Origin of the sequence: Paenarthrobacter sp. MSM-2-10-13 (genome assembly GCF_011605365.1) — a bacterium.
In the GTDB taxonomy this organism is placed as follows: Bacteria; Actinomycetota; Actinomycetes; order Actinomycetales; family Micrococcaceae; genus Arthrobacter.
In genome coordinates, this window is the sequence record NZ_JAAOXO010000016.1 from 93,766 (window position 1) to 113,641 (window position 19,876).

Consider the following 19,876-nt stretch of genomic DNA (forward strand, 5'->3'; position numbering starts at 1 on the left):
TGAAGACGAGGAAGGGGGAGAAGATGAGATTGATCGGAGCTGGGTCGCACCCTGACCGGCCGCAGGTTGATCACGACCTCATCTTCACTGTCCCCAACATCCTCACGGTACTTCGCTTCATGGGTGTGCCACTGTTCGTCTGGCTCGTCCTGTCCGAACAGGAGTACGGTTTCGCGGTCCTGGTGCTCGTCATCATGGGCAGTACCGACTGGGTGGATGGCTACATCGCCAGACGCTTCGACCAGACTTCCAAGCTTGGCCGGATCCTGGATCCCATGGCAGACCGGGCCGCACTGCTGGCGGTCGCCTTCACACTGGCGATTGCCGGCGTCGTGCAGTGGTGGTACCTGGCCGCGCTACTGGTGCCGGACGCCGTCCTGGCTGTTGCATCCCTGATTTACTTCCGGAGCCACCCGGACCTTCCGGTGAGCATCATCGGCAAGATCCGCACGGGGCTGCTGCTGATTGGTACGCCGTTGCTGGTCCTGTCCAAGTTGCCCATTGCCTTCACCGACGTCTACTTCGTGGCCGCCTGGACGTTCCTGGGCCTGGGCCTGATCGGCCACTGGATAGCCGCTTACAACTACTACTGGGCCATCCTGCGCAAAGGAAAAGAATTGAAAACCGACGACGGCGGACGAGGCTGATGGTCTGGCTGGCGGTTTTTCTCGCGGTACTTGGTGCCTTCTTCCTCGCCATCGGCGCCCAGCGGCAGGGCAGCGCCGTGAAAGCCGACACCGGCGGCTTGGCCCTAAGCTCCAACGGTTTCCTGCGGCTCCTGCGGAATCCCCGATGGATGCTGGGCCTGCTGTTCCTCGCCCTCGGAATGGTGATGAACGCCATCGCCTTGGTCTCAGCACCTCTCACGGTGGTGCAGCCTATTGGTGCCATTGCGCTGGTGATCACCACGGTGGTCAATGCCAAGGACCAAGGTTTGAGTATCAACCGTGCAACCGTGGTGGCCATCAGTGCCTGTGTGACTGGTTCGGCGCTGTTCGTGCTCCTGGCCGTCAACGTCACGCAGGAGAACCATCACGTCAACAGCGACGACGAACTGACAATCGTTCTCCTCCTGGCCCTTGCGGTGGGCATTTTTGGGACACTTGCGGTTCTGTTCAAACACCGGATGAGTGCCTTCATCTACATTTTGGGAGCCGGTGTCCTGTTCGGCTTCGTCGCCGTTTTGACCCGCATCATCGGCAAGCACCTGCTGGACCCCAACGGCTTGTTCCTGCTGAACGTGCAGTGGTACACGCTGATAGCGATCGTGGCCGCCGGGGGACTGGGGTCATGGTTCGTTCAGAGCGCTTATTCCGGCGGCCCACCGGACCTGGTCATTGCCGGCCTGACCGTGATCGACCCCATGGTGGGCATCGCAATTGGCATTGTGATTCTGGGTGAGCTTCGTCCCGATGTCCACGCCGTGATGGCCATCGCCATGGCGGCGGCCGCTACGCTTGCTATCGTGGGGGTTATTGCCCTAAGCCGGCACCATCCGGAAGTCACCAAACGCAAGAAGGATGCAAAGGCGGCTGCCAACCGGAAAGCCCAGGGCAAAGCTTGACCTTGCGCCACCGCTGTTGCGGGCGGCAACCCGGCGACACCGCAGCATTGCCACAAGCAGTGCTGTCCGCACCGTGAACATCAGGAGTTCTCCACGTGACCATTCCCGACACCAACAAGCCCCTCACTATTCTGATTGCCGCGGATACCTACCCGCCGCATGTCAACGGTGCCGCCCAGTTCGGCTACCGCCTGGCCAAGGGGATGACGGCACGCGGACACAACGTGCACGTATTGGCCTGCCGTCCGGACACAGGCAAGAGCTATACCGAGTTCCGCGATGAAGCCACCGTTCACCGGCTCCGCTCGCATGGCGTTTTCACCCATGAGTACTTCCGTATTTGCTTCCCGTGGGAAATCAAGAAGGAAATCAGCCTCCTCTTCGACAAAGTCCAGCCTGACGTCGTTCACATCCAGAGCCACTACATGATCGGTGAACACGTCCTCTACGAGGCCGTGAAACGCGGCATCAGGGTTGTGGCCACCAACCACTTCATGCCCGAGAACCTCAACCCGTTCCTGCCCTTCCCGCAGTGGTTCAAGGACATTGTGGGACGAGTTTCGTGGAAAGACATGGGCAAGGTCATGGGCCAGGCCGACGTGGTCACCACACCCACACCGCTCGCTGCCAAGGCCATGCACCAGCACGCTTTCCTGCGGAAGGTCCTGCCCCTTTCCAACGGCATCGACTCGTCCGCGTACGAGCTGCAGCCAGGTGAAGTCATTGAGCCGCATGCCAACCCCACCGTCCTGTTCGTGGGCCGGCTTGCCGAAGAAAAGCACATCAACGTGCTGATCGATGCCGTGGCCAAGACTCCACGGGAACTGAACGTGAACCTCGAAATCGTGGGTGGCGGCGAAGTTCGCCCAGCCCTTGAAGCCCAGGTCGCTAAGCTTGGGCTGGGCGACCGGGTGAGGTTCCTCGGGCTGGCCAGCGACGAGGACTTGCGTGAGGCCTACATCAAGGCCGACATCTTCTGCATGCCCGGGACAGCCGAGCTTCAGTCACTGGTGACGCTGGAGGCCATGTCTGCTTCCACTCCTGTGCTGCTGGCCAACGCCATGGCGCTGCCGCATTTGGTTCGCGACGGGGAGAACGGTTACCTTTTCACCCCCAATGACAGCAACGAGTTGGCGGCAAAGATCACCCAACTGGTGGAACTTCCCCGGGACGAGCTTGAGGTCATGGGCAAGTTGAGCCGCGAGATGGTGGAGCCGCACAGCATCAACAGCACCCTTCATACCTTCGAGGACCTCTACCGGGGCGCTACGTACGAGGACATGGTGGTGTGACAAAAGCACTCTCCAGGACCTATTAGAATTGCTGGAGTGCTTTGCCCGGAACTGCTGCTTTGCGGTGGCCGGACCGGGCATCAAGGGGCTATAGCTCAGCTGGTTAGAGCGCGGGACTCATAATCCTAAGGTCCTCGGTTCAAGTCCGAGTAGCCCTACATTTCATGCAGGAGCCGTGGCTGATGATCCATCGTCGGCCACGGCTCTTGCTGTCACTGGTCGCTAAGAGCGGCTGACAACTCGTGGCGAAGGCGTGCTTCCTCGCCACTGCCCGTGGTGGGTAAACGCACGAGGCGGATCTTGTGGGCGCGGCAGATGGCGTCTTTGAGTGCATCCCGCGCGCGCTGGATCGGATTGTTCTCATGGAACGCATAACCATCCACCTCAACGGCAAGAACGGGAATGTTGCTGATGCGGTTGTAGACCACAAAGTCCAAAGTTGCGCGGTTTTGGACGTAGGAATGCTGGTCGGGCGTGAGCATCGACAGGTCCGGCAGCAGGCTCCTCAGTACGACCTGCGGAGCTATGGCCAAGTCGCTGAAAGGCTCATCCCCGATCAGTTCAGTCAGCAGCGTCCATACGATGTTTTCCGAGGGGAACTGTGAGGTGCCCCGGACCCTGCTGGCAAAGGGCCTCAAAAGAGTCGAATACTCCGTGTACAAGAGGTCGAAGACAGACAACACGCTGCTGTCAAAAACACCATCGTCCGGGTTTCGGTATCGGATGAAGTGAACCAGATCCCGAAGGTGGCGACTTGTTGGAAGCATCTGATGGTTGGTTACCAGCACGAACCGCTTCACCGCGCGGGAAACTGCGACATTGACCAAATGGGGGTCGTCCACAAAGCCAATGCCAGATTGCCCGCTGTTCGTTTCGTCCAAGACAGTGCTCATGATGATTACGGACTTTTGCCGCCCCTGAAACTTGTGGACTGTATCGGCCTGGATGTTATTGAGCAGTGCCTCTGTGACCTTGTCCACTTGCCGCCGATAGGGTGTGACCACGCCGATGTCGTGGTCAGGAATGCCTGAACAGAACTGGTCGAGTACTTCCTTGGCAATGACGTCTGCCTCGCGCTGGTTGGTTCGGCCACCACTGAGGTGCTGACGCATGTGGTTCCCGGCAGCAGTGCGGACTACGACGAGAGGCCGGCCCTCAGCGTCGCCGGTGGTATAGGGAACGAGTTGCCCGCCGTAGAACTTCCTGTTGCAATAGTCGATGATCGCAGGATCGCACCGGTAGTGCTCCCGGAGCATGGTGCGCGGAAGGTCGGCCCCGAATTGCCCGATCATCGAGGACAGAATGTTGTGCAGCGTGTAGTCGACGTTTGGTGACGGTGCTTTAAAGGCGTTCCTTGAGGCTTTTTCGTCGGTGATGTGTTGGAGCTGCTGCAGGTCGCCCACAACGATGACGTTCCGGGCACATGAGAGCGCCAGACCGGCAGCGAGCAGATCAACCTGGGACGCTTCGTCGATGATCAAGTAATCCAGGAGCGTTCCCGTGGGAACGTTTCTTCGCAAGGAGTGGCAGGTGCTGAGTACTACCGGATAGTCGGAGGTGAATTCTGCGAAGGCAGTCTTGTAACTGCTTTCCGTGTAGGTCCTTCTCCGCTTCCGGGCATATCGAAGATGGAGTGCCGCGTCGAGCCGTTGCCTGGAGGCCAGCTGATGGTCCTCTTCCAGAGCCGGGTAGTCCTCAGCAGCCAGAATCTCATTCCCTCTATCAATGAGGCGCCCCAGCTCTGCGATTTTCTTGTGGTAATAGGCGCCCTGCAGACCCAGGACAACATCAGTGTCGCTGCTGTTCGCTTTGCCCAGTGCCCCGTATCGCAGTCGAAGTCCCATGCGTCTGAAGAACCTGCGCAGCGGACCCTCATCCTGAGGGACGGAGGACGTCTCGGCCAGAAATTCGAGGATGCGGCGGGACGAGCCGGGCAGGGTCGGTACTGCGCTCAGTCCATCGGAGTCAGGGTGGGTCGCGCGAAGGAAGAAATGGCGCCTCTCGAGTTTGAACGCTTCCAACTCCTGCTTCCACTGCGCCAGCTGCAGGGCCGTCTCCTGTAAGCCGCGCAAGCGTTTGTCGAGGGCAGCTACCTGCTCCGCTGGAGGCGCTTCGTGGCGGGGTCTGCTGAGGAAGCGATCGACATCGGCATTTCTGCTTTCCTGACGGGCGAAGAATTCGTCCATTTTCTCCTTGCGTCGAAGGTCCGCCACGATGTAGCCCACACCTTCTTGCACGAGTTTGTCGCGAACGTTCTCAACTGCGGCGTTATTGAAGGAGACGACTCCAACCGTCTTGCCCGGAACGGCGACAATGTTGGCGACGACGTTGAGTATGGTTTGCGTCTTTCCTGTTCCGGGCGGACCGTTGATCACGGAGATTCGGTGGCTGAAGCCCTTCAGCAGGGCCTCACGTTGGCTGATGTTAGAGGGGAAGGGCAGGATGGGGTGCTGTTGATCCTGCCCTGCGGAATCAATGGACTGACCCTGGAGGTAAAGTTCCAGCGCGCTTCCTTTCGGGATGTTCCGAAAATTCTCATACTGCCGGCGGAGTGGGTCATCCTCCCGCAGCTTCGACGACACATCCCGCCAATATTCAAGGACTGCTTGGGCCTTTAGTTCTTCATCGGACGGCCGGGCGATGGCTATCTCAGTGTCCTGACAACTTTGATACCCGGTTCCCGAACCAGCCGCGTGAAAAACACGCCACCATGTTCCCTGGGGCGACTCGAAGCGGAGAACCTCTGTAACGCCGTCAAGCACCCTGCCCCGAATGGTCACCGTGTCCTGGCGCCCAAGGTTTGTCGACGCCGGATTCCGCAGGATGATGACGTTTTCCGCGGAGTACTTGTAGCTCTTTCCGGAACCAAAGGTCAGCCGCACGAAGGCGCCGTCGGCACGGTACTCCACCACCTCAGCGGTCTTGTCATCAAGGCCTTTGTGGTGGCGGCTACGGACCAGAATCGCCTCGCGTCGTGGATTGATCATCGGAAAGTCCCCCAGTTGAGTGCGGCGCATCACAACCGACGTTACAGAACGGTCGCCTGGGAACAGTGCATTGGTGACCGGGAATGGGGTGCCCTCCATTGCGGGGACCGTAGAACCTGCGGTATGTTACTGAGCAGTAACTTACTACCTGCCGGTACCTTGGCTGCACCGTTTCCCATCGAGGCTGTGCAGTTCTTCCGGACCTGATGTGGTCGCAGGCGACCACCTTTGAAGGAGCGAATATGTCCAACGCTGCATTCGACGCCACCAACCTCCCGTATGCCGACGGCGACTTCTACGCCTTCGAGCAGATGCTGACAGGAAAAGAGCAGGACCGTCTGGCGGAAGTCCGCGAATTCCTCACCCGCGAAGTCAAGCCCATTGCCGTGGATTGCTGGAACCGTGGCGAGTTCCCCATGGACCTCATCCCCAAGCTTGGCGAACTGGATCTTGTCAGCCCGGTTCGGCGTCAGGGGTACTCCAACCTGTTCGCCGGCATGCTCCACGCAGAAGTGACCCGTGCTGACGCTTCGATCGCCACGTTCATGGGTGTCCACGACGGGCTCTTCACGGGCTCGATTGAGGCCCTGGCGTCGCAGGAGCAGAAGGACGCCTGGCTGCCGGACATTTACTCCCTGAAGAAGATCGGCGCCTTCGGACTGACCGAGCCCCTGGGTGGCTCCGACGTCGCTGGTGGAACGCGCACCACCGCCAAGCGGGACGGCGACACCTGGATTCTCAATGGCGCCAAGCGGTGGATCGGCAATGCCACGTTCTCCGACTGGGTGGTCATCTACGCCAAGGACGTGGAGGACAACCAGGTCAAGGCGTTCCTGGTGGACACCGCACTTCCGGGCTACTCGGCCAGCAAGATCGAGAACAAGATCTCCCTGCGTACGGTCCAGAATGCGGATATCGTTCTGGACAACGTGGTGGTGCCGGACTTCTTCAAGCTTGCCAACGGCAACAGCTTCCGTGATACCAACAAGGTGCTCAAGGTGACCCGTCTGGCTGTGGCCTGGCAGGCTGTGGGGCTGCAGATGGCTGCCTTCGATGTCGCCCGCAGTTACGCCGTGGAGCGTCAGCAATTCGGGCGGCCGCTGGCGGCGTTCCAGTTGGTGCAGAACCAGTTGGTCCAGATTCTCGGAAACACCGTAGCCTCCATGGGCATGATGGTTCGCCTGGCCCAACTTGAAGACGCTGGCGTGGCCAGGGACGAGCAGTCGGCCTTGGCGAAGGCTTTCACCACGGCCCGCATGCGCGAAAGCGTTGCCCTGGGGCGCAGCATCCTGGGCGGCAACGGAATCGTTACGGACTACGGAATGGCCAAGATCTTCTCCGATGCGGAGGCCATTTACTCCTACGAGGGCACGCACGAGATCAACACTTTGGTGACCGGCCGCGCCATTACGGGCGTTTCTGCCATCGTCTAAGACGCTTGCTGCGCGGCGGGGACCCATCTTCGGCGGCGATCAGTGCAGCGGCAACAGGACGGATGGCCGCATGTCCTCTACGAAACCCAGGGGATTGACGTAGTCCTCGCCGCGCCGCACGCCCCAATGAAGGCATGCGGTGCTGTTGCAGTGACCGGGCTCTACGGTGCCCATAACCTGACCCTTGCGCACGGTGTCGCCGGCTTTGAGTTCACTGGTCACCGGCTCGAAACTGCTCTTGAGTCCATCGCCGTGATCGATGGTCACTACAGGACGGTCAACCACGACGCCGGCAAAGGTCACCACGCCATCCGACGGCGCGGTGACCGGGCCGCCGTCGGGCGGTGGCCCCAAATCAACACCCCGGTGCCCGCTGAGCCAGGGCTTGTCCGGCGGGTCGAACGTTCGCAGCACGGCAGGTTTGGGGGAGAGGGGCCAACTCCAGCGTGGGTTGACCGGCGCGGGCGTCATGGCAGTGGTCGCCACGACGGTCAGGGCGGCAACAGCGGCCATCAGGGTCTTCAAAAGGGTCATGGACCAAGCCTTCTGCCGAACGCCCCCTGGATCGATCCCCGGGCTTCCGTATGTGGATAACGCGTGGTTTCCTACGGTCAAAGCGGTGGGGTCGCTGTAGTACACTTGGTGGAGCAGTTTGCTGTGCCCTCGAGCTTGTTCAGGAGCATGTCTCATTCAGATGTGTGAGGGTCCCAGGCTGACTACGCGTATCCAGCCCTCCACCAGCGAAGCCTCACGGTTTTGTGCTGCGGAGGATTGTGCCTCTTGCGGTCCGGCAGAGCTTAGGCTCCATGCCGGATGAGAAGCGCAATGGATGCCAGGAGCCGCGCCCATCCGGGCAAAGGCTAAACAACCGTCAACTATTGGCAGGGTAAGAGCAGTCCCATGGGCTCTCTCATGAATGACCTGCCGGAAGGAGCGTCGGCATGCCCGTCGTAACTATGCGCCAGCTGCTTGACAGCGGCGTCCACTTTGGACACCAGACCCGTCGTTGGAACCCGAAGATGAAGCGCTTCATCTTCACGGAGCGCAACGGCATCTACATCATTGACCTTCAGCAGTCGCTGTCCTACATCGACCGCGCTTACGAGTTCGTCAAGGCTACTGTTGCCCACGGCGGCACCGTCCTGTTCGTCGGCACCAAGAAGCAGGCTCAGGAAGCAATTGCCGAGCAGGCTACGCGCGTCGGCCAGCCGTACGTCAACCAGCGTTGGTTGGGCGGTATGCTCACCAACTTCCAGACCGTCGCCAAGCGTATCCAGCGCATGAAGGAACTCGAAGAGATCAACTTCGACGACGTCGCCGGTTCGGCTTACACCAAGAAGGAGCTCCTGCTCCTCAAGCGTGAACTCACCAAGCTCGAGTCCAACCTCGGTGGCATCCGCAACCTGACCAAGGCTCCCTCGGTCCTCTGGGTTGTTGACACCAAGAAGGAACACCTTGCTGTTGACGAAGCCAAGAAGCTGAACATCCCGGTTGTTGCCATCCTGGACACCAACTGCGATCCCGACGAAGTTGACTTCCCGATCCCGGGCAACGACGACGCCATCCGCTCCGTCAACCTGCTGACCCGCGTTGTTGCCGACGCCGTGGCTGAGGGCCTCATCGCCCGCAACCAGCGCGCAACCGGCACCACCGAAGCTCCGGAAGAGCCGCTGGCTGAGTGGGAGCGCGAGCTCCTCGAAGGCAGCAAGGCCGAAGAAGCAGCGGCAACCGAGGCTCCGGCAGCAGAAGCTCCCGCAGCTGAGGCTCCCGAGGCAACTGAAGCTGCAGCCGGCGAAGCCGAAGAAGCCAAGTAAATCTGGACCTTCCCTGATACCCGAAACGGCACCAGGGGCAACTGACAGGATGGTGGCTCACGCGGTGGGCTGCCGTCCTGTCAGTTATGTAAACACAAAAATTTCTAGACAGAGGGGTTCACATGGCGAACTACACTGCTGCTGACATCAAGGCCCTGCGCGAGCGCACCGGCGCCGGCATGATGGACGTCAAGAAGGCTCTTGACGAAGCCAACGGTGACGCCGAGAAGGCCATCGAAATCATCCGCATCAAGGGCCTCAAGGGTGCTACCAAGCGCGAAGGCCGTTCCACTGCTGAAGGCCTGGTTGCTGCCAAGGTCAACGGCGGCGTTGGCGTAATGATCGAGGTCAACTGCGAGACCGACTTCGTCGCCAAGGCTGACAAGTTCATCCAGCTGGCTGACAAGGTTCTCAACGTTGCAGTCGAGTCCGGCGCAGCCGACCTCGAGACCCTGCTGGCCACCGAGGTTGACGGCAAGCCGTTGTCCGAGGTTGTCGTCGAAGAGGGCGCTGTCCTCGGCGAGAAGGTTGTTGTCCGCCGTATCTCCCGCGTTGAGGGCACCACGGTTGACGCCTACTTGCACAAGACGTCCAAGGACCTCCCGGCCCAGGTCGGCGTCCTGTTCGCTGTCGACGGTGAAGGCGAAGCCGCTGCCACCGCCGCACACGACATCGCTGTCCACGTTGCAGCCATGGCTCCGAACTACCTGACCCGCGAGGATGTCCCGGCCGAACTGGTCGAGTCCGAGCGTCGCATCGCCGAAGAGACCGCAAAGGCTGAAGGCAAGCCCGAAGCTGCGCTCTCCAAGATCGTGGAAGGCCGCGTGACGGGCTTCTACAAGGGCGAAGTTCTGGTTGACCAGGCATTCGCCAAGGATTCAAAGAAGACTGTTGCACAGGTCCTCGAAGAAGCCGGCGTCAAGGCAACCGCAGTAACCCGTTTCCGCGTCGGAAACTAGTACTACATGAAAAGGGGTGGTCACTTCGGTGGCCGCCCCTTTTTCATGCACCCGTCCGGGTAGTACCTGCGCGGACCCACAGCACGATAATCTAGCCAGAGTCCACCAACGGGAAGGCACCATGGAAACCGTCAACACTGCTATCCAGCCCGAGAAGACCCGCCGCCGTGTACTTCTGAAGCTCTCCGGCGAGGTCATCGGCGGAGGCAAGCTCGGCGTCGATCCCGAGACAGTGCGCGCCATCGCCAAGCAGATCGCTGCCGCGGTCACTGAAGTCGAAGTGGCAATCGTCGTAGGCGGGGGTAACTTCTTCCGCGGCGCCGAACTGTCGCAAAGCGGCATGGACCGCTCCCGCGCCGATTACATGGGCATGCTGGGCACCGTGATGAACTGCCTGGCCCTGCAGGACTTCCTGGAGCAAGCCGGAGTGGAAACCCGCGTCCAGAGCGCCATCACCATGGGCCAGGTGGCAGAGGCTTACATCCCCCGCCGGGCTATCCGCCACATGGAAAAGGGCCGTGTGGTCATTTTCGGCGCGGGCGCGGGCTTGCCCTACTTCTCCACCGATACAGTCGCTGCGCAGCGTGCCCTCGAAGTGCACGCAGACGTGGTCCTCATGGCCAAGAGTGGCGTGGATGGCGTCTACACCGCCGATCCCAAAAAGGACCCCACGGCCGAGAAGCTGGATGTCCTCAGCTACGATGACGCCCTGCGCCGTGACATCCGGGTCATGGACCAGACCGCAATGACCATGTGCAAGGACAACAGTCTCTCCATGGTGGTCTTCGGTATGGAGGGTGAAGGCAACGTAACCCGTGCCATCCTCGGCGAAACGCTGGGAACCCTGGTTACTCCCTAGCAAGGGCTAGGATATTTCTAGGACCGTCCGCCCCTGGTGGCGGATCTTTACTGTGCATTGCTTTACTGTGCATTGCCGCCTGCAGTTGGGCAGCAACTATTTCTGAGGAGAAACCCGTGATCGAAGAGACCTTGCTCGAAGCCGGCGAGAAGATGGACAAGGCGGTGGAGGTAGCCAAGGACGATTTCGCCTCGATCCGTACTGGCCGGGCCAACCCCGCCCTCTACAACAAGGTGATCGTCGAGTATTACGGCACGCCTACTCCGCTGCAGCAGCTGGCCTCCTTCGGGGTGCCGGATGCCCGCACCATCCTGATTACCCCTTACGATAAAACCGCCCTGCGTGACATCGAGAAGGCCCTGAGCGACTCCGAGGTTGGCGCCAACCCCTCCAATGATGGCAACGTCATTCGCGTGACCATCCCGGAACTCACCAAAGAGCGCCGCAAAGAGTACGTGAAGATCGTCAAGGGCAAGGGTGAGGACGCCAAGGTTTCCATCCGTAGCATCCGCCGCAAAGCCAAGGATTCGCTGGACAAGCTCGTCAAGGACGGCGAAGCCGGCGAAGACGAGGGTGCACGCGCTGAGAAGGAACTCGACGCCCTGACCAAGCAGCACGTTGACAGCATCGACGAACTGCTCAAGCGCAAGGAAGCCGAGCTGCTCGAGGTCTGATGAACCAGGCTGAGCCGGCGCCCGCTGAGCGGGTCCCGACACGCGATACCCCCAAGCGCGCCAGGCGCGTGCGCAAGAACCCCACACCCAAGGCGGGCCGGAATCTTCCGGCCGCCATCGGCGTCGGGCTTGCCATGCTTTTGGCCGTTTTGGGCGGCTTGCTGTTCCTCCCGCTGGGATTCGTCCTCCTCACTACCGCTTTTGCGGTGCTGGGTGTCTGGGAGGTTTATAGGGCCCTTGAGGCGCAGGGCACCCGGATGCCGGTCATCCCCGTGATGATCGGCAGCTTGGTGATGCCGGTGTCTGCCTACTTCGGCGGACTTGAAGGTTTGCTTTTCACTATGACGGCGAGCTCCGTGGCCGTCTTGTTGTGGCGCTCCATAGAGAGCGCTGCAGGGGCGCCGCGGAGCGTGTTCGCCGGTGTCTTCACCCTGGCGTGGATTCCTTTCCTCATCAGTTTCGCCTCGCTTTCCCTGCACACCGCCGGCGGGCCCACTCCTGTGGGTTTCTGGCCCGACGGAATTCCCGAAGGCGCCTGGCAGATCGCGTCCATGCTGTTGTTGGTGGTATCCAATGACACGTTCGGGTACATTGTTGGCGCCTCCTTCGGTAAGCACCCCATGGCGCCAAAGATCAGCCCCAAGAAGTCGTGGGAGGGCTTCGCGGGGTCCGTCGCCGGGGCCATGCTGATTGGCGTCCTTGCGTGCATCTTCCTGCTGGACAGGCCTTGGTGGGTGGGTCTTGTGCTGGCCGTGGGAATGGTAGCCGCATCAACCGCCGGTGATCTCGCCGAGTCCATGGTCAAACGCGAACTTGGCGTCAAGGACATGAGCAGCATCCTGCCCGGCCATGGCGGCATCATGGACCGCCTGGACTCCATCGTGTTCGCAGCCCCCGTAGCCTATGTTCTGTTCGCGCTGCTGAGCGGCGTCTGACAACCCAATGAAGGAAAACTAGTGGCCTTGGATATTCGACGCCAGATCCCCGCAACGTTTGAGCGCGTGGAGCGCAGCAAGTACGGCTATAACGCCAAGCAGGTGGACGAGTTCCTCCAGCGCGCCCGGACATCGTTTGAGAACCCGGTAGGCACGGCGGACCAAGTGACCAGCGTGGACGTCAGGGCCGTTGCTTTTGATCCCGTCAAGGGCGGCTACGATGCCAACAGCGTCGATGCCGCACTGGACCGGTTGGAGGACGCGTTTGCGCGCAGAGAGAGGGACGACCTCATCAGCCAGCAGGGCGAAGAAGCCTGGCTGCGGCAGATCGGCAAACTCTCCGGCATTCTCCGCGGCAGGCTTCACAGGCCCGACGGCGAGCGGTTCCGTCGCCCGTCGGGGAAGCGGACCCGCAGCTACAACGTCGAGGATGTTGATGCCCTGTGTGCCGAGCTCATCGGGTACCTGGAGCACGATCAGGCCCTGAGTGTAGACACTGTGCGCCGGGCTGTTTTCCGGCCAGCCAAGGGTGCCGAGGGGTATGAGGAAGCCCAGGTGGACGCATTCCTCGCCCGCGTTGTCGAGCTCATGGCGGCCATCGACTGATCAGTAACACTGGGTCGGTTTAGGCCTTGCGGGGAGTCGGCGAGATTGGCGGGTTGTTCTTGTAAGCCTGGTCGTAGGCGCGCTTGCCCACAAGCATGGACCCGGTGAAGAAGGCCAAGGCTACAAAGACCGCGATTGAGACGAAGACTGGTATGGGGAGTCCCATTGCCAGGAGTGCGGACCCCGACCACAGCGCCATCAAGGCCGAGTTGGCTGTGATCATGAAGATCATGCTGCTGCCGGCCAGTTGGCTCAACGAGCTCCGCGGGCCCAGAAAGTAGTAGGTCTGGTCGGAGCCGGCCAAATCGTCGTGGTACGCCGCCATAAGATAGCGGGCCATCCCCGGATCGAGTTCCACATACGCAGCCCGCAGCCTGTTCATGGCGATCACATACATCAGGTCTTCCATGCCGACGTTCAGTACGCGAACCTGAGTCAGAAAACCGACCATGACGTCGATGCACAGGATGGTCAGCGCGAAGGCCCTGAATGCGTCTGAAAACTGGGTGGCATTGCCCACGAGTGCCACACTGAGCAGGCTTGCCGAGGTGAAAGTCAGGAACATGCTGATGCGGGTGAGGACTTCACCTTGGGTGGTGCTCCTTGATGCCAGCAGGCTCCAGTGTTCCGTGGCCAACAACTGCGCGCGAACGCTGGGAGATAACTCCGGTGTGGGCGGCGGTTCTGGACCGGCGGCGCCCGGTTCCTCGGACATGGCGCCATTGTCCACCCTGCGGGGGCAGCGGACAACGGCTTGACGCCGCTACCTTTCGGTCGCTACGGGCCTCTCCGGCACATGCAGCCGCGACATCACCCGGTTCACTGACGCCGGAACACGGTTCTTGGTGATGATCGACACCGTCACGGTCACCGCGAATGCTGCAGGCACGCTCCATGCCGCAGGCTGAGCCAACCACGCCGACGCATTCCCGGGGCCCATGAGGGTGCCCACCACCATGGCGCCCCCGCAAAGGAGCGCCCCTGTCAGCATGCCCGCGATGGCGCCGGCGTCGGTCAGTCCGCGCCACCAGATCCCCAGCAATAACAGCGGGCAGATGGTGGACGCTGTGAAAGCAAAGACCAAGCCAACGCTTCCTGCCAGCGCAAGAGTGTCTGTCATCAACGCAAAACCCAAAGGTACGACGGCGGCCAGCACCGCAGCGAGGCGGAAGCCCCTCACGCTTCCTCCAAAGAGGTCCTGGCTGATGACGCCGGACAGTGAAACAACCAGCCCGCACGTCGTGGACAGGAAGGCGGCGAACGCACCGGCGACTACCAAGGCGGACAGGAGGTCACCGGCCATGCCTCCCACGAGTTTGCCGGGCAGCAACAAGACCAGGGCGTCGGCTTGACCGGACTGTGCCAGTTCCGGCGCGAACATCCTGCCCAAGGCCCCGGACAGGGTAGGAAAGAGGTAGAAGACGGAGAGCAGCCCCAGCACAATGAGGGTTGTCCGGCGGGCCGATTGGCCGTCCGGGTTGGTGTAGAACCTCACCAGGACGTGGGGGAGGCCCAGGGTTCCGAAGAGTAACGCCACCAGAAGTGATATGTGCTGGTACGCCCCGGCAGCCCCTTGGCCGGTGGGATTGACGGGCAGAGGTGCTTGTGGTTGCGTGCCGTTACCTGCCAGCACCAGTAGGACGAACATGACGGGCACCGCCAGCGCAGTCAGTTTCAGCCAGTACTGGAAAGCCTGAACGAAAGTGATCGAGCGCATGCCACCGGCAGCCACCGTCAAGCACACCACCACCACTACCGCCGTCGAACCGACCCAGGACGGCAGGCCGGTGGTGATCCGGATAGCGAGCGCAGCGCCGTGGAGTTGCGGCACGATGTATAGCCAGCCGACGGCCACCACCATCAGGCTGGTCACCCGGCGGACCAGCTGTGAGTCCAACCGTGCTTCGGTGAAATCCGGAATGGTGTAGGCGCCGGAGCGACGCAGGGGAGCGGCCACGAAGAGCAGCAGCATGAGGTAGCCGGCCGTGTATCCCACAGGGAACCAGAGTGCGTCGGTCCCTGAAAGCAGGATCAGCCCGGCGACGCCCAGGAAGCTGGCGGCTGAGAGATATTCGCCGCCGATTGCAGAAGCGTTCCACCAGGGCGGAACGGTTCGTGAGGCCACATAGAAATCGCCGGTGGTCCGTGAAATGCGCAGGCCGTAGAAGCCAATGACGGCCGTCGCGATGGAAACGGCGAGGAAAGCGAAGAGGCCCACGGCTGGGTTCACTTGTCCTCCACAAGGTCCCTGTAGCGTGCCTCATTGCGGGCTGCTGCACGATTGTAAAGCCAGGCGCTCAGCCCGATCACGGGGTAGATGCCGGCGCCCAATACCAGCCAATCCAAGGGAATCCCTGCGATTCTTGTCTCCGCCACCCCGGGGCCGTATACAAGAAAGAGTGCGAGCACGGCGAGGATAATCAGGAACCCGCAGGCCACCACCAAAGCCAACCGTAGTTGGGACCGGATCAGGGAGCGGATGAAAAGACGTCCGGCGTCGGAGTCTTCGCTGACCTCCCGGGGATAGGGCAACCTACCCGGCGCAGCTGTGGCCGACTGCCGTGGCGCCGTGACACGGACGCGTGTCATCCTTGCGGCCGGATGCGGGTGGAGTGCAGCTTTTCCCTGACCGAGGGCAGGTGCCTGCGACTGATGGGCAGTTCAGCGCCGGCCACAGCGACGCTCGGCCCTGTGGCGGACAGCTTGAGGTGCTGTACGTGGTTCAGGGCGATGAGATAGGAGCGATGGATCCGGATGAACCCGGCTCCCGCCCATTTTTGTTCGAGATCGCTGAGGGGAACCCGGATGAGGTAACTGGCTTCGGCGGTGTGCAGTCTTGCGTAGTCCCCTTGGGCCTGCACGTAGGTGACGTCGTCGCGGCGGATCATGCGGGTGGTGCTGCCGAGGTCCACCGTGATCATTTCCGGCGCTGGAGTTCCATCCTTGATGAGATCGCTGATCCTGTCCACGGAACGCGAAAGCCGTTCCGCCCGGAGTGGCTTCAGCAAGTAGTCGACGGCGGCGAGGTCGAACGCTTCGAGCGCGCAATCTTCATCTGCGGTGACGAATACGACGGCGGGCGGGCGGGCGCTGCGGGAAATGACGCGTGCGATGTCCAGGCCTGAGAGCGCCGGCATGTGGATATCGAGGAAGACAGCATCCACGGACTCTGTTTCCAGGGTCCGCAGCGCCTGGGCACCGGATGATGCACGGTGGATGACGCCTATGCGGTCATCCCGGCCCAGCAGGAAGGCGAGCTCTTCCACTGCGGGTAGTTCGTCATCGGCGACGAGCACGTTGATCATGTTTAAAAGACTAACCGCAGCATCAGGCGTCGTGGTCGGGCTGGGATTTGGGCACCCGCATTGTGATCATGGTGCCTTCGCCCGGCGCCGTGTCGATGACAAGCCCGTGCTCGTCGCCGTAGACCTGCCTGAGGCGGGCGTCCACATTGCGGAGTCCCACGTGGTCACCGTCTGTATGTCCGGCGAGCACTGACCGCAGATGTTCCGGGTCCATGCCCACGCCGTCGTCTTCGATGGTCACTTCGGCGAACGCGCCGGAGTCATTCGCGCAAATGGTGATGTGTCCCGGGCCTTCCTTGGCCTCCAAGCCGTGCCGGACGGCGTTTTCCACCAGGGGTTGGAGGCTGAGGAACGGGATGACGGTGCTGAGGACTTCGGGAGCGATCCGAAGGCTCACTTGGACGCGCTCGCCAAACCTGGCCCGTTCCAGCAGCAGGTAGCGATCTATGCAGCGTAGTTCCTCCGCTACGGTGGTGAAGTCCCCGTGCCGCCGGAACGAGTACCGGGTGAAATCGGCGAACTCCACCACGAGTTCCCTGGCCCTTGCTGGATCGGTGTTGATGAAAGAGGCTATGGCGTTCAACGAGTTGTAGATGAAGTGCGGACTGATCTGCGCCCGAAGTGCCCGGACCTCGGCTTCCATGAGGAGGGTGCGCGAAGATTCCAGCTCTGCCAGCTCCAACTGCGCGGCAATCCAGTCGGCCACTTCGCTGGTGGCCCTGACCAGCCCGGCCCCGGCCGCAGGGGCCAGCGCGGCCACGGAGCCAACCACCTTGGATCCGGCCCGGATGGGTGCGATCACAGCGCTGTAGTCGTGGTGTCCATGGTCGGAGGTGGCAGGGTAACCGGCCCGGGGAACCACTACCGTGCGCCCCGTGGTCAGAACTTCCGCCGCGAGTTGCATCAGTGTAGGCCGGAGTTCTTCGGCGGCGCCGTCCCAGGCGAGCACTGAGTCCGTGTCCGTGATGGCCAACGCATCGCAGCCCAGAAGGACCCGCAGTTGCTTGCTCGCCTTGGCTGCTCCGGCGGGGTGGAGGCCGCCGCGAAGGTGCTGCCCGGCCCGGGAAGCTGCATGGAGTGTGGTGTAGGTTGCGCGCTCGGCGTCCGTGCCCAGATCCCTGAAGGAACGGATCACCTTGAGGCCAACGCCCACCACGACGGCGACTGCCAGGGCGATCACGGCGATCGCGGCTGCGGTGAAGAGCGGGGAATCAGGCATGAGGCCAGCGTAGCCGGATGCGCCTCCGCGGCCGGCCGGTTGCCCCGGTTGGTCACTCCCGGGTGCCGTTTGGCGCAGCATCATAACCGCTGAGCGACGGCGGTCGGCGATCCTCTGGATCAGGTACAGCACCGCGTTCGATAGTGATTGCAGTCACATTGGCAAGGCGCGTGGAGCTGATGTGGACACATCACAATCAGGAGGAACCATGGGTAATGAGGCCCAACCCCAGGACGCAACAGCGTCCGTGGACTTCCAGGAAGTCCAGCAGACGGAACGGTTCAAGACACTGCGCAAGCGGCACCGGAGCTTTGTCTTCCCGATGGCAGTTGTATTCCTGCTTTGGTATTTCGCTTACGTTCTCTTGGCCGCCTACGCAGTGGACTTCATGTCCATCAAAGTGTGGGGCAATATCAACGTCGGCCTGATTCTGGGCCTGCTGCAGTTCGCCACCACCTTCGGCATTACGGCTTGGTACGTGAGTTACTCCAACAGGAAGCTGGACCCCATCGCTGCTGAAATCCGCAACGAGATCGAGGGCCACGAATTCGATAAGGACGGCAATGTGAACAGCGGGGTAACCAAATGAACACCATGGTCCCGGCGGCAGTGAACGTCGAAGCCCTCAAAGACACCACCCTGTTGAATATGGGCATTTTCGCCCTGTTCGTGGCGGTCACCATGGTGATCGTCTTCCGAGCCAGCCGGAACAATAAAACCGCGGCGGACTACTACGCTGCCGGGCGCTCGTTCACCGGCTCCCAAAACGGCACGGCAATTGCCGGCGATTACCTCTCCGCTGCCTCGTTCCTTGGCATCACCGGTGCCATTGCCATCAACGGCTACGACGGCTTCCTGTACTCCATCGGCTTCCTTGTTGCCTGGCTGGTGGCTTTGCTCCTGGTGGCTGAGCTGCTCCGCAACACCGGCAAATTCACCATGGCTGACGTCCTGTCCTTCCGCCTGCGCCAGCGCCCTGTGCGAATTGCGGCGGCCCTGTCCACCTTGGCGGTCTGCTTCTTCTACCTCCTCGCCCAAATGGCGGGCGCGGGCAGCCTGATTTCGCTCCTGCTGGGCATTAGCGACTGGGGCGGACAAGCCCTGGTGATCATGGTCGTCGGCGCCCTGATGATCATGTACGTTCTGATTGGCGGCATGAAGGGCACCACCTGGGTACAGATCATCAAGGCAATCCTGCTGATCGCCGGTGCCGCAGTCATGACGGCCATGGTGCTCGCCATCTACGGCTTCAACCTGTCCAGCCTGCTTGGTTCTGCAGCCGAGGCCGCCAACAACCCGGCCATCCTGAACCCGGGACTGCAGTACGGCAAGACCGAAACGTCCAAGCTCGACTTCATGTCACTTGGCCTTGCCCTGGTCCTGGGAACGGCGGCGCTCCCGCACGTGCTGATGCGCTTCTACACCGTCCCCACCGCCAAGGAAGCCCGCAAGTCCGTGGTCTGGGCCATTTGGCTGATCGGCCTCTTCTACCTGTTCACCCTGGTACTGGGCTACGGTGCCGCAGCCCTGGTAGGTGCGGAGACCATCAAGTCCGCACCCGGTGGCGTCAATTCCGCAGCACCCCTGCTGGCCTTCCACTTGGGTGGCCCGCTGCTCCTGGGCTTCATTTCCGCAGTCGCCTTCGCCACCATCCTGGCGGTGGTGGCCGGCCTGACCATCACTGCGGCGGCATCCTTCGCGCACGACATCTACGCAAATGTCATTGCCAAGGGCAAAGCCGACGCGGTTACTGAGGTCAAGGTAGCCCGACGCACCGTGGTGGTGATTGGAGTACTGGCCATCTTGGGAGGAATCTTCGCCAACGGTCAGAATGTGGCTTTCCTGGTGGCCCTGGCCTTCGCGGTAGCAGCATCGGCCAACCTGCCCACCATTGTCTACTCCCTGTTCTGGAGGAAGTTCACCACCCAGGGCGCGGTGTGGAGCATGTACGGCGGCCTTGCTGCTGCCATCTTGCTGATCACGTTCTCACCTGTGGTTTCCGGTGCCAAGACCTCCATGATCCCGGGAGCGAACTTCGCCCTCTTCCCGTTGAGCAACCCAGGCATTGTGTCCATCCCGCTGGCGTTCTTCCTCGGCTGGCTCGGGACGGTCCTGGACAAGCGGCGCGAAGATCCCGCCAAGCAGGCGGAGATGGAAGTGCGCTCACTGACCGGCATTGGAGCTGAGAAGGCGGTAGACCACTAACCTCGCGGCGACGACGCCATCACA

General features: G+C 61.5%; 19 protein-coding genes and 1 tRNA gene. 13 read left to right on the forward strand and 7 right to left on the reverse strand.

All coding sequences use genetic code 11. The annotated features are described in order from the left end of the window. The first annotated feature begins 23 nt into the window (after positions 1-23). The 4 genes from HAV21_RS21295 (at position 24) to HAV21_RS21310 (ending at position 3,014) form a co-directional block, all read left to right on the forward strand. Positions 24-647 carry a CDP-alcohol phosphatidyltransferase family protein gene (locus HAV21_RS21295; RefSeq protein ID WP_142939719.1) on the forward strand — a complete coding sequence of 208 codons (624 nt, stop codon included), beginning with the start codon at positions 24-26 and terminating at the stop codon, positions 645-647. Continuing rightward, entirely contained in the window at positions 647-1,564 is a 918-nt protein-coding gene (locus HAV21_RS21300; RefSeq protein WP_142939718.1) for a DMT family transporter, read from the forward strand. The genes HAV21_RS21295 and HAV21_RS21300 overlap by 1 nt, the downstream gene beginning before the upstream one ends. Before the next feature lie 95 nt (positions 1,565-1,659). After that, on the forward strand, positions 1,660-2,856 hold the full coding sequence (locus HAV21_RS21305) for a glycosyltransferase (protein ID WP_166843072.1): 1,197 nt from the start codon (positions 1,660-1,662) through the stop codon (positions 2,854-2,856). A gap of 84 nt (positions 2,857-2,940) precedes the next feature. Further along, positions 2,941-3,014 (forward strand) — tRNA-Ile (locus HAV21_RS21310). A 54-nt stretch (positions 3,015-3,068) separates the two neighbouring features. Here the strand turns inward: HAV21_RS21310 and HAV21_RS21315 are convergent. Continuing rightward, positions 3,069-5,843 carry an AAA domain-containing protein gene (locus HAV21_RS21315; RefSeq protein ID WP_166843073.1) on the reverse strand — a complete coding sequence of 925 codons (2,775 nt, stop codon included), beginning with the start codon at positions 5,841-5,843 and terminating at the stop codon, positions 3,069-3,071. Positions 5,844-6,085: 242 nt separating this feature from the next. On the opposite strand from HAV21_RS21315, the gene HAV21_RS21320 reads away from it, so the two are divergent. Then, a complete protein-coding gene (locus HAV21_RS21320; protein WP_166843074.1) occupies positions 6,086-7,276 on the forward strand; it encodes an acyl-CoA dehydrogenase family protein in 1,191 nt (396 codons plus the stop codon). A 39-nt stretch (positions 7,277-7,315) separates the two neighbouring features. On the opposite strand, the gene HAV21_RS21325 is transcribed toward HAV21_RS21320, so the two are convergent. Next, positions 7,316-7,810 carry a M23 family metallopeptidase gene (locus tag HAV21_RS21325; RefSeq protein WP_166843075.1) on the reverse strand — a complete coding sequence of 165 codons (495 nt, stop codon included), beginning with the start codon at positions 7,808-7,810 and terminating at the stop codon, positions 7,316-7,318. A 407-nt stretch (positions 7,811-8,217) separates the two neighbouring features. Between HAV21_RS21325 and rpsB the strand changes: the two genes are divergently transcribed. From rpsB to HAV21_RS21355, 6 genes are all read left to right on the forward strand, one after another. Beyond that, a complete protein-coding gene (gene rpsB, locus HAV21_RS21330) occupies positions 8,218-9,090 on the forward strand; it encodes a 30S ribosomal protein S2 (protein WP_142939713.1) in 873 nt (290 codons plus the stop codon). 122 nt (positions 9,091-9,212) lie between these two features. Next, positions 9,213-10,049 (forward strand): translation elongation factor Ts, encoded by an 837-nt coding sequence (gene tsf / locus HAV21_RS21335; RefSeq protein WP_011774217.1) that lies wholly within the window; start codon positions 9,213-9,215, stop codon positions 10,047-10,049. Between the two features lie 121 nt (positions 10,050-10,170). After that, complete coding sequence (gene pyrH / locus HAV21_RS21340) at positions 10,171-10,908, forward strand: UMP kinase (protein ID WP_014921238.1); 738 nt, start codon at positions 10,171-10,173, stop codon at positions 10,906-10,908. Positions 10,909-11,024: 116 nt separating this feature from the next. After that, positions 11,025-11,582: a ribosome recycling factor gene (gene frr, locus HAV21_RS21345; protein WP_011774219.1), complete on the forward strand. Its 558-nt coding sequence runs from the start codon at positions 11,025-11,027 to the stop codon at positions 11,580-11,582. Then, positions 11,582-12,517: a phosphatidate cytidylyltransferase gene (locus HAV21_RS21350; RefSeq protein WP_142939711.1), complete on the forward strand. Its 936-nt coding sequence runs from the start codon at positions 11,582-11,584 to the stop codon at positions 12,515-12,517. Before frr ends, HAV21_RS21350 begins: the two co-directional genes overlap by 1 nt. A 21-nt stretch (positions 12,518-12,538) precedes the next feature. After that, positions 12,539-13,123, forward strand: coding sequence for a DivIVA domain-containing protein (locus HAV21_RS21355; RefSeq protein WP_166843076.1), 585 nt, complete (start codon positions 12,539-12,541; stop codon positions 13,121-13,123). A 19-nt stretch (positions 13,124-13,142) separates the two neighbouring features. On the opposite strand, the gene HAV21_RS21360 is transcribed toward HAV21_RS21355, so the two are convergent. From HAV21_RS21360 to HAV21_RS21380, 5 genes are read right to left on the reverse strand one after another with little or no spacing between them, the layout of a single operon-like run. Beyond that, entirely contained in the window at positions 13,143-13,838 is a 696-nt protein-coding gene (locus HAV21_RS21360; protein WP_142939709.1) for a hypothetical protein, read from the reverse strand. Positions 13,839-13,886: 48 nt separating this feature from the next. Further along, a complete protein-coding gene (locus HAV21_RS21365; protein ID WP_166843077.1) occupies positions 13,887-15,353 on the reverse strand; it encodes a cation acetate symporter in 1,467 nt (488 codons plus the stop codon). Then, positions 15,350-15,712, reverse strand: coding sequence for a hypothetical protein (locus HAV21_RS21370; RefSeq protein WP_166843078.1), 363 nt, complete (start codon positions 15,710-15,712; stop codon positions 15,350-15,352). The genes HAV21_RS21365 and HAV21_RS21370 overlap by 4 nt, the downstream gene beginning before the upstream one ends. Then, complete coding sequence (locus tag HAV21_RS21375) at positions 15,709-16,428, reverse strand: LytTR family DNA-binding domain-containing protein (RefSeq protein ID WP_142939706.1); 720 nt, start codon at positions 16,426-16,428, stop codon at positions 15,709-15,711. Before HAV21_RS21375 ends, HAV21_RS21370 begins: the two co-directional genes overlap by 4 nt. Positions 16,429-16,450: 22 nt before the next feature. Beyond that, entirely contained in the window at positions 16,451-17,647 is a 1,197-nt protein-coding gene (locus HAV21_RS21380) for a histidine kinase (protein ID WP_166843079.1), read from the reverse strand. A gap of 208 nt (positions 17,648-17,855) precedes the next feature. Here HAV21_RS21380 and HAV21_RS21385 point away from each other — a divergent pair, with 208 nt between their 5' ends. Both HAV21_RS21385 and HAV21_RS21390 read left to right on the forward strand, forming a co-directional pair. Continuing rightward, complete coding sequence (locus HAV21_RS21385; protein WP_142939704.1) at positions 17,856-18,236, forward strand: DUF485 domain-containing protein; 381 nt, start codon at positions 17,856-17,858, stop codon at positions 18,234-18,236. Then, a complete protein-coding gene (locus HAV21_RS21390) occupies positions 18,233-19,852 on the forward strand; it encodes a sodium/solute symporter (protein ID WP_142939703.1) in 1,620 nt (539 codons plus the stop codon). Before HAV21_RS21385 ends, HAV21_RS21390 begins: the two co-directional genes overlap by 4 nt. Positions 19,853-19,876 lie beyond the last annotated feature (24 nt).